The organism is Bradyrhizobium sp. Mp19 (assembly GCF_029952935.1).
GTDB lineage: Bacteria > Pseudomonadota > Alphaproteobacteria > Rhizobiales > Xanthobacteraceae > Bradyrhizobium > Bradyrhizobium elkanii.
This window is the reverse complement of sequence record NZ_JASAUT010000051.1, coordinates 26872-42658: the sequence shown is the minus strand read 5'-3', so window position 1 is coordinate 42658 and position 15787 is coordinate 26872. Positions and strand designations below refer to the sequence as shown.

At 64.8% G+C, this 15787-nt stretch carries 19 protein-coding genes; 12 read left to right on the top strand and 7 right to left on the bottom strand.

Going from position 1 to position 15787, the window contains the following annotated elements; translation table 11 throughout:
- Positions 1-13: 13 nt before the first annotated feature.
- From QJT82_RS35610 to QJT82_RS35595, 4 genes are all read left to right on the top strand, one after another.
- Positions 14-1561, top strand: coding sequence for a hypothetical protein (locus QJT82_RS35610; protein WP_028343493.1), 1548 nt, complete (start codon positions 14-16; stop codon positions 1559-1561).
- Between the two features lie 198 nt (positions 1562-1759).
- Positions 1760-2194 carry a DUF5413 family protein gene (locus tag QJT82_RS35605; RefSeq protein ID WP_028343492.1) on the top strand — a complete coding sequence of 145 codons (435 nt, stop codon included), beginning with the start codon at positions 1760-1762 and terminating at the stop codon, positions 2192-2194.
- 375 nt (positions 2195-2569) lie between these two features.
- Positions 2570-2938: a cyclic nucleotide-binding domain-containing protein gene (locus QJT82_RS35600; protein ID WP_146993002.1), complete on the top strand. Its 369-nt coding sequence runs from the start codon at positions 2570-2572 to the stop codon at positions 2936-2938.
- Between the two features lie 94 nt (positions 2939-3032).
- The gene (locus tag QJT82_RS35595; protein WP_028343490.1) at positions 3033-3596 is read left to right on the top strand and encodes a DUF4112 domain-containing protein; all 564 of its coding nucleotides are present in this window, start codon (positions 3033-3035) and stop codon (positions 3594-3596) included.
- Positions 3597-3709: 113 nt separating this feature from the next.
- Here QJT82_RS35595 and QJT82_RS35590 read toward each other — a convergent pair whose 3' ends face one another.
- The 5 genes from QJT82_RS35590 to QJT82_RS35570 form a co-directional block, all read right to left on the bottom strand.
- Entirely contained in the window at positions 3710-4000 is a 291-nt protein-coding gene (locus tag QJT82_RS35590) for a hypothetical protein (RefSeq protein ID WP_016844322.1), read from the bottom strand.
- Positions 4001-4224: 224 nt separating this feature from the next.
- The gene (locus QJT82_RS35585) at positions 4225-4389 is read right to left on the bottom strand and encodes a DUF3309 family protein (protein WP_016844323.1); all 165 of its coding nucleotides are present in this window, start codon (positions 4387-4389) and stop codon (positions 4225-4227) included.
- 196 nt (positions 4390-4585) lie between these two features.
- Entirely contained in the window at positions 4586-4999 is a 414-nt protein-coding gene (gene msrB, locus QJT82_RS35580; protein WP_028343489.1) for a peptide-methionine (R)-S-oxide reductase MsrB, read from the bottom strand.
- Positions 5000-5114: 115 nt separating this feature from the next.
- Positions 5115-5831, bottom strand: a complete 717-nt coding sequence (gene msrA, locus QJT82_RS35575) for a peptide-methionine (S)-S-oxide reductase MsrA (protein ID WP_028343488.1) — start codon at positions 5829-5831, stop codon at positions 5115-5117.
- A gap of 231 nt (positions 5832-6062) precedes the next feature.
- Entirely contained in the window at positions 6063-7172 is a 1110-nt protein-coding gene (locus QJT82_RS35570; RefSeq protein ID WP_028343487.1) for an ATP-dependent RecD-like DNA helicase, read from the bottom strand.
- 218 nt (positions 7173-7390) lie between these two features.
- On the opposite strand from QJT82_RS35570, the gene QJT82_RS35565 reads away from it, so the two are divergent.
- The 7 genes from QJT82_RS35565 (at position 7391) to QJT82_RS35535 (ending at position 14267) form a co-directional block, all read left to right on the top strand.
- Positions 7391-8596 carry an LLM class flavin-dependent oxidoreductase gene (locus QJT82_RS35565; RefSeq protein ID WP_028343486.1) on the top strand — a complete coding sequence of 402 codons (1206 nt, stop codon included), beginning with the start codon at positions 7391-7393 and terminating at the stop codon, positions 8594-8596.
- A gap of 314 nt (positions 8597-8910) precedes the next feature.
- A complete protein-coding gene (locus QJT82_RS35560) occupies positions 8911-9861 on the top strand; it encodes a sulfonate ABC transporter substrate-binding protein (RefSeq protein ID WP_028343485.1) in 951 nt (316 codons plus the stop codon).
- Between the two features lie 40 nt (positions 9862-9901).
- Positions 9902-10855 carry a sulfonate ABC transporter substrate-binding protein gene (locus QJT82_RS35555; RefSeq protein WP_028343484.1) on the top strand — a complete coding sequence of 318 codons (954 nt, stop codon included), beginning with the start codon at positions 9902-9904 and terminating at the stop codon, positions 10853-10855.
- Positions 10837-12018, top strand: a complete 1182-nt coding sequence (ssuD, locus tag QJT82_RS35550) for an FMNH2-dependent alkanesulfonate monooxygenase (RefSeq protein WP_035632763.1) — start codon at positions 10837-10839, stop codon at positions 12016-12018. The genes QJT82_RS35555 and ssuD overlap by 19 nt, the downstream gene beginning before the upstream one ends.
- Entirely contained in the window at positions 12015-12821 is an 807-nt protein-coding gene (ssuC, locus tag QJT82_RS35545; protein ID WP_028343482.1) for an aliphatic sulfonate ABC transporter permease SsuC, read from the top strand. The genes ssuD and ssuC overlap by 4 nt, the downstream gene beginning before the upstream one ends.
- Before the next feature lie 8 nt (positions 12822-12829).
- On the top strand, positions 12830-13669 hold the full coding sequence (locus QJT82_RS35540; RefSeq protein ID WP_028343481.1) for an ATP-binding cassette domain-containing protein: 840 nt from the start codon (positions 12830-12832) through the stop codon (positions 13667-13669).
- 7 nt (positions 13670-13676) lie between these two features.
- On the top strand, positions 13677-14267 hold the full coding sequence (locus QJT82_RS35535; protein ID WP_028343480.1) for a flavin reductase family protein: 591 nt from the start codon (positions 13677-13679) through the stop codon (positions 14265-14267).
- Between the two features lie 26 nt (positions 14268-14293).
- Here the strand turns inward: QJT82_RS35535 and QJT82_RS35530 are convergent, their stop codons facing one another.
- Positions 14294-14611 carry a hypothetical protein gene (locus tag QJT82_RS35530; protein WP_281446686.1) on the bottom strand — a complete coding sequence of 106 codons (318 nt, stop codon included), beginning with the start codon at positions 14609-14611 and terminating at the stop codon, positions 14294-14296.
- A 224-nt stretch (positions 14612-14835) separates the two neighbouring features.
- Between QJT82_RS35530 and QJT82_RS35525 the strand changes: the two genes are divergently transcribed.
- A complete protein-coding gene (locus QJT82_RS35525) occupies positions 14836-14991 on the top strand; it encodes a hypothetical protein (RefSeq protein ID WP_016844338.1) in 156 nt (51 codons plus the stop codon).
- A 577-nt stretch (positions 14992-15568) separates the two neighbouring features.
- Here QJT82_RS35525 and QJT82_RS35520 read toward each other — a convergent pair.
- Positions 15569-15745, bottom strand: a complete 177-nt coding sequence (locus QJT82_RS35520; protein WP_196238220.1) for a hypothetical protein — start codon at positions 15743-15745, stop codon at positions 15569-15571.
- Between the last annotated feature and the right edge of the window lie 42 nt (positions 15746-15787).

Below are 15787 nucleotides of genomic sequence, written 5' to 3'. Positions count from 1 at the left end.
CAATTGTGTGGAAATGGCTGACTACTACCCGCTGATCGCCCGCGCCATCGCCGGATTGGACCCCAACGCCCCCGGCGAAGCCCGCCGTGCGCTGTATGCGCGGGCGCGAACGGCGTTGATCCAGCAGCTTCGCGGCGTGCAGCCGCCGCTCTCCGAATCCGAGATCACCCGCGAACGGCTGTCGCTGGAGGAGGCGGTTCGCAAGGTCGAGTCCGAAGCCGCGCAGCGCGCCCGCGAGGCCTCGCGTCCCGGTGGCGCGGCCGCTGCCCGCGGCAGCCGCGCCAATGCCCGGCCGCCCGAGCCCGGTCCCGCCGACACTGCCGCGCGCCCGCGGCCCCCGGCCGACCCCCGTCCGCCGCGCAATTTGCGCCCCGACGCGCCGCCGCCGGCCCCGCCGCGGCCGCAGAACCCGCCCGGTCCCGAGACCCAGGCGCCGCCGCCCCGGCCGGGCCCGCCCCGCCGCGGTCCGGAAGGCGCGCCGCCGCCGGTGCCGCCGGCCGCGCCGGGCGTGCGCGGCTTCCGCGACATCACCGCCGACGCCGACGATCTCGGCCGTGCCGCGGCGCAAGCCAGCCGCAACGCGCGCAAGACCTACGCCAACGTGCCGTCGCCCTCGCCGGAATTCGACCGGCTCGAGCCGAGCCTGGAGAATCGCGGTGGCGATCCCGAGGCGCCGTATTCCTACGACGAGTCGATCGAGGAGGCCGAGCGCTACACCCCGCAGCCGCCGCAGGGTCCGCCGCCGCAGCGGTCGCGGGGCGGCAATGGCGAGCGCGAGCCGAAGAAGCCGCCGCGCGTCGGGTCGATGTTCCCGTTCAAGACCGCGATCGTGATCGGCATCCTGCTGATCCTGGTCGGCACCGGCATCCTGTTCCGGCAGCAGGCCACGACCCTTGTCAGCAGCCTGTTCAAATCCTCAGCCCCGGTCGAGGCGCCGAAGGATGCCGCGTCGACGCCTGCCAGCAAGAAGATCACCGACCGCGTCGGCCAGCCCTCGTCGTCGGGCGAGACGGTCGCCCCGGTGGCGCAGCGCGTGGTGCTGTATGACGAGGACCCGTCGGATCCGAAGGGCAAGCAGTATGTCGGTTCGGTGGTCTGGCGCACCGAGCAGGTCAAGGGATCGGGCAACCAGAAGCCCGACATCGCCGTGCGCGCCGACATCGACATCCCGGATCGCAAGTTCAAGATGACGATGTCGTTCCGCCGCAACACCGATTCATCGTTGCCGGCGAGCCATACCGCGGAATTGACCTTCATCCTGCCGCAGGATTTCGCCAATGGCGGCGTCGGCAACGTGCCGGGCATCCTGATGAAGTCCAATGAGCAGGCGCGCGGCACGCCGCTGGCCGGGCTCGCGGTCAAGGTCACCGACGGCTTCTTCCTGGTCGGCCTCTCCAATGTCGACGCCGACCGCTCGCGCAATCTGCAACTCCTGAAGGAGCGCTCGTGGTTCGACGTGCCGCTGGTCTACACCAACCAGCGCCGCGCCATCATCGCGATCGAAAAGGGCGCCCCCGGCGAGCGAGCCTTCAACGAGGCGTTCGCCGCGTGGGGTGAGTAGCGGCGTTAGCTCTCGCCTTCGTTGCCAGCAATGTCATCGCCCAGCTTCGTCCGGGCGATTCCGTATCGCAGCAAGATCTGCGGCTGTTGCAGCGCATTCGACGCGCAGCGCTCCGGAACATCGCCGCGGCTTTCGATTTTTCCCTAGAACCGTCGCGCGACCGCGTTACACTTGGCTGACGTCGGGCAAGGGGACGCCATGAAACGCTATCTGATCTTCGCAGCCATCGGTCCGTTCATCGGCGGCTTCCTGCTGCTGCTCATGACCACCTATCAGTCCGGCTACTGGACCGAGACCAGTGGCGGCGAGGTGACCAAGCTGCTCGTCGTGTTCGTGAAGTCGCTGCAATACAATTATCTGTTCGGCATCGTGCCGTCGCTGATGTTCGGTGCGATCGACGACATCCTGATGCATGTGAGGCGGATCGCGCCGGTGGTGCGGATGCTGCTCGTCGGCGCGGTGGCGTTCGTTGGCGCGGCGTTGACCTACGCCTCGCACGGCTCCGAGAGCGGCGCGGTGCAGTTCATCCTGTACGGAATGGTCGGCTTCATCCCGGGCGTGATCACGTCCTGGCTGGCGCACAAATATGCCGAAGAGCTGCACGCGCCGGCGCAGCCGGCTTCGCAGCACTAGGCGTCTACTCATCACCAAGGGAAAAGCAGAAATCGCGATCGGCGACGTCTGACCAAACGGCGAATGATCGCATCGGGATCGGACAGGGCCGCGCTTAACGCACGGCGCGGAATAGATCACCCGTTGCAGTAGTCTTGTCAGCGCACCAGACGGCCGGAGGGCCAGCGCACTTCACATAACTGTCATATCATCGTCACGCAAACGTAGTCCCAATGTCATGCCCGCGTCGTCCTCGCGACCCGCGGCCGCCCGGGGCAGCGGCGATGCCGATCTCGGGCCTGCTCTATTCTGTGTTCGCGCATTGATTTCAGCCGTCGCTGCAGACGACCGGGGACGTACGGGATCTGCGTCCGGATTCGGGGAAAGGAATTTCGAGTGGCAGATGCAAGCTTCAGCCTTCTGACGGGCAACAGTATCGAAACGCGCCTGGTCCGGGCCGGCGGCGTGATCTTTCGCGAGGGCGAGCAGGCCAACGAGCTCTTCGTGATCAAGAGCGGCTATGTGCGCATTCAGGTCGGCAACAAGACCATGGCGGACCTGGCGCCCGACACGATCTTTGGCGAGATGGCGTTGATCGACAACGAGCCGAGGAGCGCGACCGCCACGGCGCTCACGGATGTCGAGCTCGTCCCGGTCTCGGAAAAGCAGTTTCTCTTCCTCGTGAGCCAGACGCCGCATTTTGCCCTGAAGGTCATGCGGACGCTGGCGCAGCGCCTTAGAACCATGAACAAGGGCGTCTACTGAACGCGAGCACGGCAGAGCCTTGAGGTAACAGGCCTTGAAGGTGACACAGTGGTAATGTGACGCAACTTGAACCGCCTGCCTGCGTTACCATGTGATGGCCATGCCCGAGGACGACATCTTCACGCCCCACGCCGCGCGATCGCGGCCGCCTTTTGGCGGCGCGCAGGCGCGCAGCAAGGTCATCGACCAGGACGGGCGCGAGCTCGCCGATGGCCCGCTGCATCCGCAGTTCCAAGGTTTTCAGGGAGCCTTTCAGGAAGGCTTCCAGTTCGACTTCCGCAACTCCACCGCCAATCCGTTCGGCAATCTGACCCGCGAGCAGCGGCTGGCGCGGCTGGAGATGATCGCAAAGCTGCTCGACGTCGCCTTCATCGTGCCGGGCACCAATGTGCGCTACGGCATCGATGGGCTGATCGGCCTGATCCCCGTGGTCGGCGATATCATCACCACCGCGATCTCGCTGTGGCTGGTGCGTGAGGCCCGGTTGCTGGGCGCGCCCTGGCACATCACCGCGCGGATGCTCGCCAACGTCGCCGTCGACGGCGTGATCGGCATGGTGCCGGTGGCGGGCGATGCCTTCGACGTGATGTTCCGCGCCAATATCCGCAATGTGCGGATGCTGCGGCGCTGGCTCGACAAGCAGCCGAGGCGCGCATGATCCGGAAAAGTGTGCAGCGGTTTTCCGGTCAGATCATGCGCAAATAAATCCCTCTCAAAACAAAAGCCCCCGGATCGATCCGAGGGCTTTTCGTTGAGCGAAGAGCAGAAAGCTTATGCGGCGTCAGCGTCGGTCTGGCTGGCGGCCGGGCGCGGACGACGCGGCAGCGGGAAGGCCTCGCTCTCATAGAGCGAGCGGATGCCGTTCTGGTCGAAACGGGCTTCCTCGACCTGGAGATAGGCGCCGTTCAGCGAGTCCGCCGGCAGCTGCTCCATCGCGAACTGCACGGCCTCGGCAGCGGTGCCGAAACGGCGGTAGGCGAAACCCGCCCGCTTCTTCTTGCGGATCGCGGCAGGGAACAGTTCGGCGGATGTGTTATAGTTGAACGGACGCAGGGGACGCATGGTCGACGACCTCTTGTGTTCTTTTCAGTTGGCGTTGCGAAAGGGATTTTGGGGGACGGCGGCCTATTATCGGCGGCGCGCCGTACATGTCATTTCGACCCCTAATATAGGCCTCTTTGACAAAAATGCGACCCCAGAAGAGCCCCTGACAGGGCACATGCTGAATCCGCGCATAGCACGGGCACCGGCCAGATAAGTCATTTTGTTTCAATGACTTATGGCTCTCAAATCTTGTCGAGCCAGGCCAGGATCGCGACCACGATCAAAATCACCCCGAAAAGGCCCATTCCGGAGTGGCCGAGGCCATAGCCATAGCCGCGAATTCGGCCGCTATAGCCGCCCAGCAGGATAATCAGCAAAAGGATGATGAGGATCAGTCCAAGCGACATGGCGCCCTCCTCAGAACAGGCGGCAGCCGCACGGCGAGACGCCTACGGCCCCGCGAACACCGAGCAAAGCACATTCCGGCCTGCGAGTCGTTAAGGCCGTCAGCCGATCACGAGGATGTTGCCGGGGGCCGGAGCCAAAACGAAGCCCCACGCGACCGGCCTGTTGGTCGCGTGGGGCGCGGCGTGGTGGGCGGCGTTACTTCTTCTCGTCGAGCTTCAGCGCCGCCGAGTTGATGCAGTAGCGCAGGCCGGTCGGGCCGGGGCCGTCGTTGAAGACGTGGCCGAGATGGCCGTCGCATTTCGAGCACAGCACCTCGGTGCGGATCATGCCGTGGCTCATGTCGCGCTCCTCGTCGACATGGCTCTCGACCGAGGGCTTGGAGAAGCTCGGCCAGCCGCAGCCGGAATCGAACTTCTGGTCGGACTCGAACAGCGTCTGCCCGCAGCCGGCGCAGACATAGGTGCCCTTGCGGGGATCATGCTCGTATTCGCCGGTGAAAGGCCGCTCGGTCGCTTTCTCGCGCAGCACGGCGTACTGCATCGGCGTCAATTCCTTGCGCCACTCGGCCTCGCTCTTGCGGACCTTGCCGTCGGTCTTGGTATCGGACATTCAACCTCCTCGGTTTGATCGTCATTGCTAGGAGCGAAGCGACGAAGCAATCCATCTATCCGCTTGCGGCACTATGGATTGCTTCGCTTCGCTCGCAATGACGGGAAGCGTCGCCTCAGTTGGTGACCTTGGTGCTGCCCACCAGCGTCGGCTTCTCGATGTAGTTCTCCGCGAAGATCTTCCTCAGGTTCTCGACCTTCGGGATGTCGTTATAGGCAATATAGGGCTGGTTCGGGTGCAGCGTCAGATAGTCCTGGTGGTAGCCCTCCGCCGGATAGAACGCCTCCAGCGCGCCGACCTTGGTGACGATCGGCTTCTTGTAGACCTTGGCGGCGTTGAGCTGGGCGATATAGGCGTCCGCGACCTTCTTCTGCTCGTCGCTGGTGGTGAAGATCGCCGAGCGATATTGCGTGCCGGAATCGGGGCCTTGCCGATTCAGCTGGGTCGGGTCGTGCACGACGGAGAAGAAGATCTGCAGGATCTTGCCGTAGGAGATCTTCTGCGGGTCGTACTTGATCTCGACCGATTCCGCATGGCCGGTCGTGCCGGTCGAGACCTTCTCGTAATCGGCGTTTGCCTTGCTGCCGCCGGAGTAGCCGGACACCGCGCTGACGATGCCGGCGGTGTGCTGGAATACGCCCTGCACACCCCAGAAGCAGCCGCCGGCCAGCACCGCGGTCTTGATGCCGGTTTCCGGCGCGCTCGCGGCCGGCGGCGGGATGATCACGGCGTCCTCGGCGGCAAGCGAGGGCGCAACGGCAAAAGCTGTGACGGCCAGCGCGCCGATCGCGGCGGCGCAAAGCGAGAGGCGGCTGAGGGAGCTTTTGGGCATGGGTTCCTCGTGGGATCGCAATTGGGGCCAGTCTAGAGCGGGAGCCGCCATTGGCCAATCAGGCCGGCGGCTCCGACGCTTCAAAATACGGGCGAGGGGGCGTTTTGTTACGGCGCCGGCCACACGGTTTCGTGAGAAGGAGAACGTCATTCCGGGGCGATGCGAAAGCATCGAACCCGGAATCTCGAGATTCCGGGTCTAGTGCTTACGCACCATCCCGGAATGACGGCGTCACACCACCACGCTGAGCCGTTTCGCTGCCCGCGTAATCCCCGTGTACAGCCACCGCGCGCGCGAGTCCTGGAACGCAAAGCTCTCGTCGAACAGCACGACGTCGTCCCATTGCGAGCCCTGCGACTTGTGCACGGTCAGCACGTAGCCGTAGTCGAACTCGTCATAGGGCTTGCGCTGCTCCCACGGCACGCCCTCGACGCCGCCGTCGAAGCATTCGCCGCGCACCGAGACCTTGGTGACCTTGTAGCCGAAGTCCTCGTCCGGCATCACGCGCATGGTGATGATCTTGGATTTCGACTGCGCGCGCGCCTTGACCCGCCACAGGCCGCCGTTGAACAGGCCCTTCTTGCGGTTGTTGCGCAGGCAGACCAGCTTGTCGCCGGCAACCGGCAGCGGATCCTCGATGTTCTGCCGCTGCCGCACCCGCATGTTGTAGGCGCGGCGGGTGTTGTTGCGGCCGACCAGCACCTGGTCGGCGCTCATCACGCGGTCCGGATCGAGCTCCTTGCGCGACACCACCTCGCTCTCGCCGTGGCGGCCGATCTCGAGCTCGCGGCCCTCCCGGATATCCATCGACATCCGCACGATCGGATCGTCCTGCGCCTGGCGGTGCACCTCGGTCAGCATCGCGTCGGGCTCGGCATCGGTGAAGAAGCCGCCGCCCTGGATCGGCGGCAATTGCGCGGGATCGCCGAGCACCAGCAGCGGGCAGTCGAACGACATCAAATCGCGGCCGAGCTCGGCGTCGACCATCGAGCACTCGTCGATCACGATCAGCTTCGCCTTCGATGCCGGCGCGTCGTCCCAGAGCTCGAAGCTCGGCTGCTCGACGCCGGACTCGCGGGCGCGGTAGATCAGGGAATGGATCGTCGAGGCGCTGTCGCAGCCCTTGTTGCGCATGACGAGCGCCGCCTTGCCGGTGAAGGCCGCGAACTTCACCTCGCCGTCGACGCCTTCGGCGATGTGGCGGGCGAGCGTGGTCTTGCCGGTTCCGGCATAGCCGAACAGGCGGAACACAGGCGGCGTGCCGTTCTGGCCGGGCTTGGCCTTCAGCCAGTCGGCGACGGCTTTCAGCGCAGTGTCCTGATGCGGCGTGAAGGTGGTCATGAGCTTTCGGAAAAGTGAGCGCGCGACCGATAGCGCCGCGACTCAGGCCAGCACAAGCTAAACATTCATGCGTTCCGATCAAGCCATCTCCCGCTGTGCGGAATTGGGGTTTCGCCCCCGAGGCTAGACTTGATCCGGGGCACCACTAGACTGCCCCAAAACAACAAGCGGTCGGGACCACGACACGTGGTCGAGCAAGCGACCTTGGGAGTGACTCCATGAAATTCGGCATCTTTTACGAGCTGCAATTGCCGCGCCCCTGGAACGACGGCGACGAGCTCAGGCTCTACCAGAACGCGCTGACGCAACTGGAAACCGCCGACCGGCTCGCCTACGACTACGCCTGGGTCGTGGAACACCACTTCCTCGAGGAATATTCGCACTCGCCGGCGCCGGAATCCTTCCTTGCCGCCGCGAGCCAGCGCACCAAGAACATCCGGCTCGGCCACGGCATCTTCCAGCTCACCACCAATCATCCGGCCCGCGTCGCCGAGCGGGTCGCGGTGCTCGATCTCTTGAGCAACGGCCGCTGCGAGTTCGGCATGGGCGAGAGCGCCTCGATCACCGAGCTGACGCCGTTCGGCCGCGACATGGAGACCAAGCGCGAGGTGTTCGAGGAAGCCGTGCAGGCGATCTTCCCGATGTTCACCAAGGTCGGCACCGAGCATCACGGCAACTATTTCGATATACCCTTGCGCAATGTCGTGCCGAAGCCGGTGCAGAAGCCGCATCCGCCGCTGTGGATGGCGTGCTCGCAATTGCCGACCATCGAACGCGCCGGGCAGAACGGGTTTGGCGCGCTCGGCTTTCAGTTCGTCAGCGCCGAGGCGGCGCATGCCTGGGTGCACGCCTATTACAACGCGATCACCAAGCGGCTGAACAAGCTCGCCGACTACGAGATCAATCCGAACATGGCGCTGGTCTCGTTCTTCATGTGCGCGAAGACCGACGAGGAAGCCCGCAGGCGCGCCGACGGCGCAACCTTCTTCCAGTTCGCGCTGCGCTATTACGGCCAGGCGCAGAACCGGCAGCGGCCGGCGCCCGGCACCGTCAACATGTGGGACGAGTACAACAAGTGGAAGCGCGACAATCCGGAGGCGCAGGAGGCCGCGCTGCGCGGCGGCCTGATCGGCTCGCCCGAGACCTTGCGCAAGAAGCTGCGGCGCTTCCGTTCCTCGCATATCGATCAGGTGATCCTGCTCAACCAGGCCGGCAAGAACACGCATGAGCACATCTGCGAGTCGCTCGAGCTGTTCGCCAAGGAAGTGATGCCGGAGTTCCAGCACGATCCCGAGCACGATGCCTGGAAGAAGGGCGTGCTGGAAGGCTCGATCCAGCTCGAGGAGATCGACACCCAGGCGTTCACGGACCGCTATGGTAAACTCGCGGTCAATGTCGGCTCGAAAGCCGCCGCCGCCGGCTGATCGATTGCTGGAGCATCGGCTCTGATAATCAGAGCCGATGTTCCAGATTCTTGTTGGACGCGTTTTTTTACGCGAACCGGTACCCACTTCGCTCGAAAACGCTTCTGTACAGCGACCTCGCGTTTCCGTGAGGAAAATAATTCGCTACGCGCGATCCGTGCCTTAAAAGAAACGGCACGCGCGATGCCAGCACCTAAGTGCTGGCATCGCTATTTTTGTGCGGTGCTCGACAGCTTCATTCGCGCGCCCCATCATCCTGACATCGCATGATCGTGCAGCGCGATAGCGCGCTTGATCGTCAGGAGAGTTTTGGAATGAAGCGTCGTGAGTTCCTCCAGCTGTCGCTCGTCACAGCCGCCGCCGCTGCGCTGTCACGCGGTGCGCAGGCGCAGGCGGACGCGAAGGAAATTCGTATCGGCTACCAGAAGAACGGCGTGCTCGTTATCACGCGCCAGCGCGAGGCCTTGGAAAATCATTTCAAGCCGCAGGGCATCAGCGTGAAATGGGTCGAGTTCTCCTCGGGCCCGCCGATGATGGAAGCGATGAATGTCGGCAGCGTCGATTACGGCGCGGTCGGCGATTCCCCGCCGATCTTCGCGCAGGCCGCGGGCGCCGCCATCGTCTATGCCGCGGCTCAGCCCATCATCAACGGGTCCGGCATCCTGGTGCCGCAGAATTCGGCGATCACGTCAATCGCCGATCTCAAAGGCAAGCGGGTCGGCTTCACCAAGGGATCGAGCGCCCATAACGTCGTGATCCAGACGCTGGAGAAGGCCGGGCTCACCTATGACGACATCACGCCGGTCTATCTGACGCCGCCAGACGCCGGTCCCGCCTTCGCCAATGGGGGCATCGATGCCTGGGCGATCTGGGATCCGTATTTCGCGATCGCCGAGACCAAGCAGAACGGCCGCATTCTGGTCAAGACGCGCGACATCACCAAGACCAACTCGTTCTACATCGCCAACCGCGACTTCGCCCGCAATCGCGGCGCGGTCCTGCAGCAGATCGTCGATGTCACGACGTCGAGCGCGGCATGGGCGCAGGCGCATCCCGACGAGGTCGCCAAATCGCTGGCCGCAGTCACCGGCGTGCCGCTCGATATCCAGACCATCGCGGCGAAGCGGGCGGGCTTCTCGGTCGGACCCGTGACCGACGACATCATCGCGACCCAGCAGGGCGTCGCCGACCGCTTCTTCAAGCTCGGCCTGATCCCGAAGCAGATCGCGATCCGCGACATCGTCTGGCGCAATCCCCAGACCTGATCGGCGCACGTTTGGTCATTTCAATGCAGAGGATAGTCCCATGACGCGTTTATTTCGACGCTGGGTCGCCCGCGCGGTGCTGTCGCTCAGCATCGTCGCCGCAACCGTCAGCGCCTCCTACGGCCAGGAGAAGGTCGTCCGCATCGGTTACCAGAAATACGGCAAGCTGGTGCTGCTCAAGAGCAAGGGCTCGCTCGAGGAAAAGCTGAAGGCGGTCGGCACCAAGGTGGTGTGGACCGAGTTTCCGTCCGGGCCGCCGCTGCTCGAAGCGCTCAATGTCGGCGCGATCGATTTCGGCAACACCGGCGAGGCGCCGCCGATCTTCGCGCAGGCTGCCGGCGCGCCGATCCAGTATGTCGCCTACGAGCCGCCGGCGCCGAAGGGCGAGGCGATCCTGGTGCCGAAGGACAGCCCGATCAAGTCGGTCGCCGACCTGAAGGGCAAGAAGGTCGCGCTGAACAAGGGCTCCAACGTCCACTATCTCCTGGTGAAGGCGCTGGAGAAGGCCGGCGTCAAATATTCCGAGATCGAGCCGGTGTTCCTGGCGCCGGCCGACGCGCGCGCGGCGTTCGAGCGCGGCGCGGTCGATGCCTGGGTGATCTGGGATCCGTTCCAGGCCGCGGCCGAAGCTGCGACCGGCGCCCGCACCGTCGCCGACGGCACCGGCATCGTCGCGAACTATCAGTTCTACTTCGCCTCGAAGAAATTCCTGCAGGCCGATCCGAAGATCGTCGAGCTCGTGCTGGCGCAGCTGAGCGAGGTCGATGACTGGGCCAAGGGCGATATCCACGCCGTTGCCGAGCAGCTGGCGCCGAGCATCGGCCTGTCGGTGCCGGTGGTCGAGGTCGCGCTGAAGCGGCAGGCCTACGGCATCAAGCCGGTCACCGATGCCGTGGTCGCGGACCAGCAGCAGGTCGCCGACACGTTCTTCGCGCTCGGCCTGATCCCGAAACAAATCAAGATTTCCGACGTCGCATGGAGGCCGGGCACGTGAGCACCCCAACCAACGCCAACATCCTCTGGTTCCTGCCGACCCACGGCGACAGCCGCTATCTCGGCACGTCGATTGGCGGCCGCGAGGTGAACTTCAATTATCTGCGCCAGATCGCGCAGGCCGCGGATCAGCTCGGCTATTACGGCGTGCTGCTGCCGACCGGGCGGAGCTGCGAGGATTCCTGGGTGGTGGCCTCGGCCGTCGCGCCCTGGACCGAACGCCTGCGCTATCTGGTGGCGGTGAGGCCCGGCTTGCAGTCGCCGAGCGTCGCCGCACGCATGACCGCGACACTGGACCGGCTGTCGAACGGCCGCCTGCTGATCAACGTCGTCACCGGCGGCGATCCGATCGAGAACAAGGGCGACGGCATTTTCCTCGATCATGACGAGCGCTACGCGGTGACCCGCGAGTTCCTCAACGTCTACAGCGATCTGCTGGCGGGCAAGACCGTCAATGTCGAAGGCAAGCACATCCGGATCGAGGACGGCCGCCTGCTGTTCAATCCGGTGCAGTCGCCGCGGCCGCCGCTGTATTTCGGCGGCTCCTCGGATGCCGGCATCGACGTCGCGGTCGACACCGTCGACAAGTATCTCACCTGGGGCGAGCCGCCGGCGCAGGTCGCCGAGAAGATCGCCAAGGTGAAGGCGGTGGCGGCGCAGCGCGGCCGCAAGCTCTCGTTCGGCATCCGCCTGCATGTGATCGTGCGCGAGACCAATGCGGAAGCGTGGCGCGCCGCCGACGAGCTGATCCAGTACGTGACCGACGACACGGTGGCCGCCGCGCAAAAGATTTTTGCGCGAATGGATTCGGTCGGCCAGCAGCGCATGGCGCAGCTGCATGGCGGCCGGCGCGACAAGCTCGAGATCAGCCCGAACCTGTGGGCCGGCGTCGGCCTGGTGCGCGGCGGGGCCGGCACCGCGCTGGTCGGCGATCCCGAGACCGTCGCCGCGCGGATCAAGGAGTATCAGGAGATCGGCGTCGATACCTTCATCATGTCGGGTTACCCGCATCTCGAGGAAGCCTATCGCTTCGCCGAATTGGTGTTCCCGCTGTTGTCGCTGGCGCAGGGCGGCAACGTGACGCCGATCCGCGTCAACACCGGGCCGTTCGGTGAGACCATCGGCAACGACTACCGTCCGCAGAAGCAGGCATCGCAATCATGAGTCTTATCGACAGTCTCCCGCGCGTCGGCGCCCCGAAACTCCCGAAGGTCGACGGCTTGATCCCCTGGATCGTGCCTCTGGCGATCGTGCTGGTGTGGCAGCTCGCCTGCGTCACCGGCTACGTGCCCTCGCGGGTATTGCCGGCGCCGACTGACGTCGCGGCGGCGGGATGGAAGCTGCTGCTGTCCGGTGAACTGGTCCGCAACATCTGGGTCAGCTTCTGGCGCGCCTCGATCGGCTTTCTGATCGGCGGCGGCATCGGCTTTGCGTTCGGCCTCGCCAACGGGCTGTCGCAGCTGTCGGCAAAGCTCACCGACACCACCTTGCAGATGGTGCGCAACATTCCGCATTTGGCGCTGATCCCGCTCGTCATCCTGTGGTTCGGCATCGACGAGTCGGCAAAGCTGTTTTTGGTGGCGCTCGGCGTGTTCTTCCCGATCTATCTCAACACGCTGCACGGCATCCGCACCGTCGATCCGCAGCTGATCGAGATGGGCCGCATCTACGGCATGACCGACGGTGAGCTGTTTCGCCGGGTGATCTTCCCCGGCGCGCTGCCCTCGATCTTCGTCGGCCTGCGCTTCGCGCTCGGCATCATGTGGCTGACCCTGATCGTCGCCGAGACCATCGCGGCCTCGTCGGGCCTCGGCTACATGGCGATGCAGGCGCGCGAGTTCATGCTGATCGACGTCGTCGTGCTCTCGATCCTGATCTACGCCTTGCTCGGCAAGCTCGCCGACAGCGCCTCGCGGGCGCTGGAGCGGCTGACCCTGTCGTGGCATCCCGCCTTCCAGAAGAAGTGAGAATGAGAATGCAAGAAGCGCTTCGTTTCGAAACCGCTGAAGCCGAGCCGGTCGACCGCACCGAGATCGTCGTGAAGGCGCGGCAGTTGCGGCGCGTGCCGGAAGGCGCGGCCCGCGGCCTGTCGCTGACCATCCGCGGCCTGCGCAAGGCGTTCGGCGACAATGAGGTGCTGCGCGGCATCGACCTGCACATCCCGGCCGGCCAGTTCGTCGCGATCGTCGGCCGCAGCGGCTGCGGCAAGAGCACGCTGCTGCGTCTGATCGCCGGCCTCGACGCGCCGACGGCGGGAAGCATCGCGTTCGGCGAACAGCCCCGAGCGCAGGATGTCCGCGTCATGTTCCAGGAGCCGCGGCTGCTGCCCTGGGCGCGCGTGCTGTCCAATGTCGAGGTTGGGCTGGGGCGTGAGCGCTCGTCTGCTGATGCACAGGCGCGCGCCGAGCGCGCGCTGGTCGAGGTCGGCCTCGGCGACAAGCGCACCCAGTGGCCGTCGGTCCTCTCGGGCGGTCAGAAGCAGCGCGTGGCGCTGGCGCGGGCGCTGGTCAGCCAGCCGCGCGCGCTGGCGTTCGACGAACCGCTCGGCGCACTCGACGCGCTGACCCGGATATCGATGCAGCAATTGCTGGAGCGGGTCTGGCGCGACCAGGGCTTCACCGCGATCCTGGTGACGCATGACGTCGCCGAGGCGGTCGCGCTCGCCGACCGCGTGCTGGTCATCGAGGACGGCCGCATCGCCGAGGATGTCACGATCGACCTGCCGCGGCCGCGCCGGCGCGGGTCGGCCGAACTCGCCGCGCTGGAGGGCGAGATTCTGAAGCATCTGCTCGAGGGCAGCGAAGACAGTCTGTGAGGTCGCCATGAATTCCATCGTCCGCAATGTTTCGATCGAGCCCGCGGTTGCGGCCGCCGAATTCCGCGGCGCGATGCGTCACCTCACCGGCGGCGTCAGCGTGATCACGGCCGGTCGGGCTAAGGATATTTCGGGAATGACGGTGACCTCGGTGTCGTCGCTCTCGGTCGAGCCGCCGTCCCTGATCGTCAGCATCAACCGCGCGGCCTCGTCATGGCCGCTGATCGCGCGCCATGGCGTGTTCGGCGTCAACATCCTGGCCGCGGATCAGCGTGACATCGCCGAGCGCTTCACCGGCAAGGGCGGCCTGAAGGGCGCGGACCGCTTCACCGGGGCCGAGTGGACGACGCGCGCGTCAGGCGTCCCGCTGCTGGTCGGCGCGCTCGCCGCGGTTGATTGCGAGGTCGAGGAGACCATCGAACGGCATTCGCACGTGATCGTCATCGGCCGCGTGCTCGACGTGATCGCGTCGGAGCGTACCGCCGCGCTGGCGTATTGGCACGGCGAGTATGTCGCGATCGACCATGAGGAAGACGCCGCACGGCTGGCTGAGGTCAGCCTGCCGTCGCGTCATGTTCATGTGCGAGGGCCGCGCTAGCGCGCCGTGCTTATCCGGATCGGACTTTAGAAAACTGCGCTCAGCGATGCCGGGCTGTCGATGATCACATTGCTGCCGCGGACGCCAGCCCATACAGCCTGGACGGTTTGAGCTGCATTGGCCAGCGGAATGCCAACGACGAGCGTGGTCGGGATACGGCCAAAGCTCGACGGGGTCTCGTTATAGGTGAAGCTTGCGACGACCGGCGAGACCGTGCCGTTGACGGTGACGCCGAACACGCCGCCCGGAATATCGTTGCCCGTGGCGTAGGGATTCGGAACGTTAAGGGTGATGATCGCGGTGGTGCCGACGCCCTCCGGAATCGTCAGGCTGAGGCCTTGCATCGGCAAGTCGGAGGCCAAGCGGTCTTAGGAAGACAAATATGTCTGGCAACTCCTTGGCTCACAGAACGACATGGCTACGATCCGACTTATAAGAGATTGAATAAGGCAACCTGCCGCAAGATTCAAGGGATGAACGGCGCCGAGGCCGGCGCGGCATGTTGGCCGTGGCGCTTTCCCAATCGGCGCATTAAATGGCGCGGATGTTTCGGAGAGGTGACCGTTCGATGAAGCGCGTGGGAACCTGGTTGTTCTATCTCGTCGGTGCGATCGCCGTCGCCTATCTCGCGCTCTATGCCTATGTGACGTTCACCGGTCGCGACATCACGCCCGGCGATCCGATCCGGATCTTCCGCAAGCCCGACGCCCCAAGCTATTCGTGAGGCGCGGCAGGCCATGTACTCATAAATCGGTAGGGTAAGGGGACGACTGATGTCCGCTTGCCCGCCCATAGCAGCGGAATAGCGGACGTCGCCGGAGGTCGCAGACATGGCTCTAGCACATGGCCGGGCTAGATAACGGGCATCGCCTGAGACATTCGTCCAACTCAGACGGCAGCTCCTGCTAGCAAGAAAGCGCCGCCAAGCGCGACCATCACAAGTCCAGGCCAATTCGATTTGATGCCGAAACCGCTACCCGGTCTTTCAGGTTCCAGCGTGTCACGCCCCGAGCGAAGCCACCTTCCACCGCTGAATCGGCCTCGCCAGATTGGCTGATACGCCATCTGGAGCACGCCGCCGAAAACAAGGAGCACACCAAGCCATATGAGGGTCATGCTCTCCTCCTGCACCAGTGAACGCCAACAGGTTGCTCCGCCGGGAACCGCGGTCCGTTCAACGTCTGCCCGCTGCTCTCGGAATTAGAACGACCTTGAAAGCCGCCGGACGCGCCAGCGCGCTGCACGTAGGCTGGGGATCACGTTCTCTGAAGCTCAGGCTACGACAATCATAAGCATCCTGCTCAGTCTTCGTCCGGCTCGCGCACGACTGGCGGTTCGTCGGTTCGGTTCTCTTCGTCGTCTTGCTCTTCGTCCTCTTCGTCGTCATCAGGATCTCGGGGTGGCATCGTGTTGCCCATGATCGCGAAGACACGCCGGTCGAACCTGGTGGGAATTACCTCGGGGATTTGTAGGGTCATGTTGTTGCTCCTCGGATGTGACCCTGGGGCACTTTACCCCTT

Coding starts and splice junctions, on each gene's coding strand:
- QJT82_RS35570 (WP_028343487.1), bottom strand. CDS start 7,172: ATGACCACCTTCACGCCGCATCAGGACACTGCGCTGAAAGCCGTCGCC.
- QJT82_RS35555 (WP_028343484.1), top strand. CDS start 9,902: ATGACGCGTTTATTTCGACGCTGGGTCGCCCGCGCGGTGCTGTCGCTC.
- QJT82_RS35560 (WP_028343485.1), top strand. CDS start 8,911: ATGAAGCGTCGTGAGTTCCTCCAGCTGTCGCTCGTCACAGCCGCCGCC.
- QJT82_RS35535 (WP_028343480.1), top strand. CDS start 13,677: ATGAATTCCATCGTCCGCAATGTTTCGATCGAGCCCGCGGTTGCGGCC.
- ssuD (WP_035632763.1), top strand. CDS start 10,837: ATGGAGGCCGGGCACGTGAGCACCCCAACCAACGCCAACATCCTCTGG.
- QJT82_RS35585 (WP_016844323.1), bottom strand. CDS start 4,389: ATGTCGCTTGGACTGATCCTCATCATCCTTTTGCTGATTATCCTGCTG.
- msrA (WP_028343488.1), bottom strand. CDS start 5,831: ATGCCCAAAAGCTCCCTCAGCCGCCTCTCGCTTTGCGCCGCCGCGATC.
- QJT82_RS35595 (WP_028343490.1), top strand. CDS start 3,033: ATGGCCATGCCCGAGGACGACATCTTCACGCCCCACGCCGCGCGATCG.
- QJT82_RS35565 (WP_028343486.1), top strand. CDS start 7,391: ATGAAATTCGGCATCTTTTACGAGCTGCAATTGCCGCGCCCCTGGAAC.
- msrB (WP_028343489.1), bottom strand. CDS start 4,999: ATGTCCGATACCAAGACCGACGGCAAGGTCCGCAAGAGCGAGGCCGAG.
- QJT82_RS35540 (WP_028343481.1), top strand. CDS start 12,830: ATGCAAGAAGCGCTTCGTTTCGAAACCGCTGAAGCCGAGCCGGTCGAC.
- QJT82_RS35590 (WP_016844322.1), bottom strand. CDS start 4,000: ATGCGTCCCCTGCGTCCGTTCAACTATAACACATCCGCCGAACTGTTC.
- QJT82_RS35610 (WP_028343493.1), top strand. CDS start 14: ATGGCTGACTACTACCCGCTGATCGCCCGCGCCATCGCCGGATTGGAC.
- QJT82_RS35605 (WP_028343492.1), top strand. CDS start 1,760: ATGAAACGCTATCTGATCTTCGCAGCCATCGGTCCGTTCATCGGCGGC.
- ssuC (WP_028343482.1), top strand. CDS start 12,015: ATGAGTCTTATCGACAGTCTCCCGCGCGTCGGCGCCCCGAAACTCCCG.
- QJT82_RS35530 (WP_281446686.1), bottom strand. CDS start 14,611: ATGCAAGGCCTCAGCCTGACGATTCCGGAGGGCGTCGGCACCACCGCG.
- QJT82_RS35520 (WP_196238220.1), bottom strand. CDS start 15,745: ATGACCCTACAAATCCCCGAGGTAATTCCCACCAGGTTCGACCGGCGT.
- QJT82_RS35525 (WP_016844338.1), top strand. CDS start 14,836: ATGAAGCGCGTGGGAACCTGGTTGTTCTATCTCGTCGGTGCGATCGCC.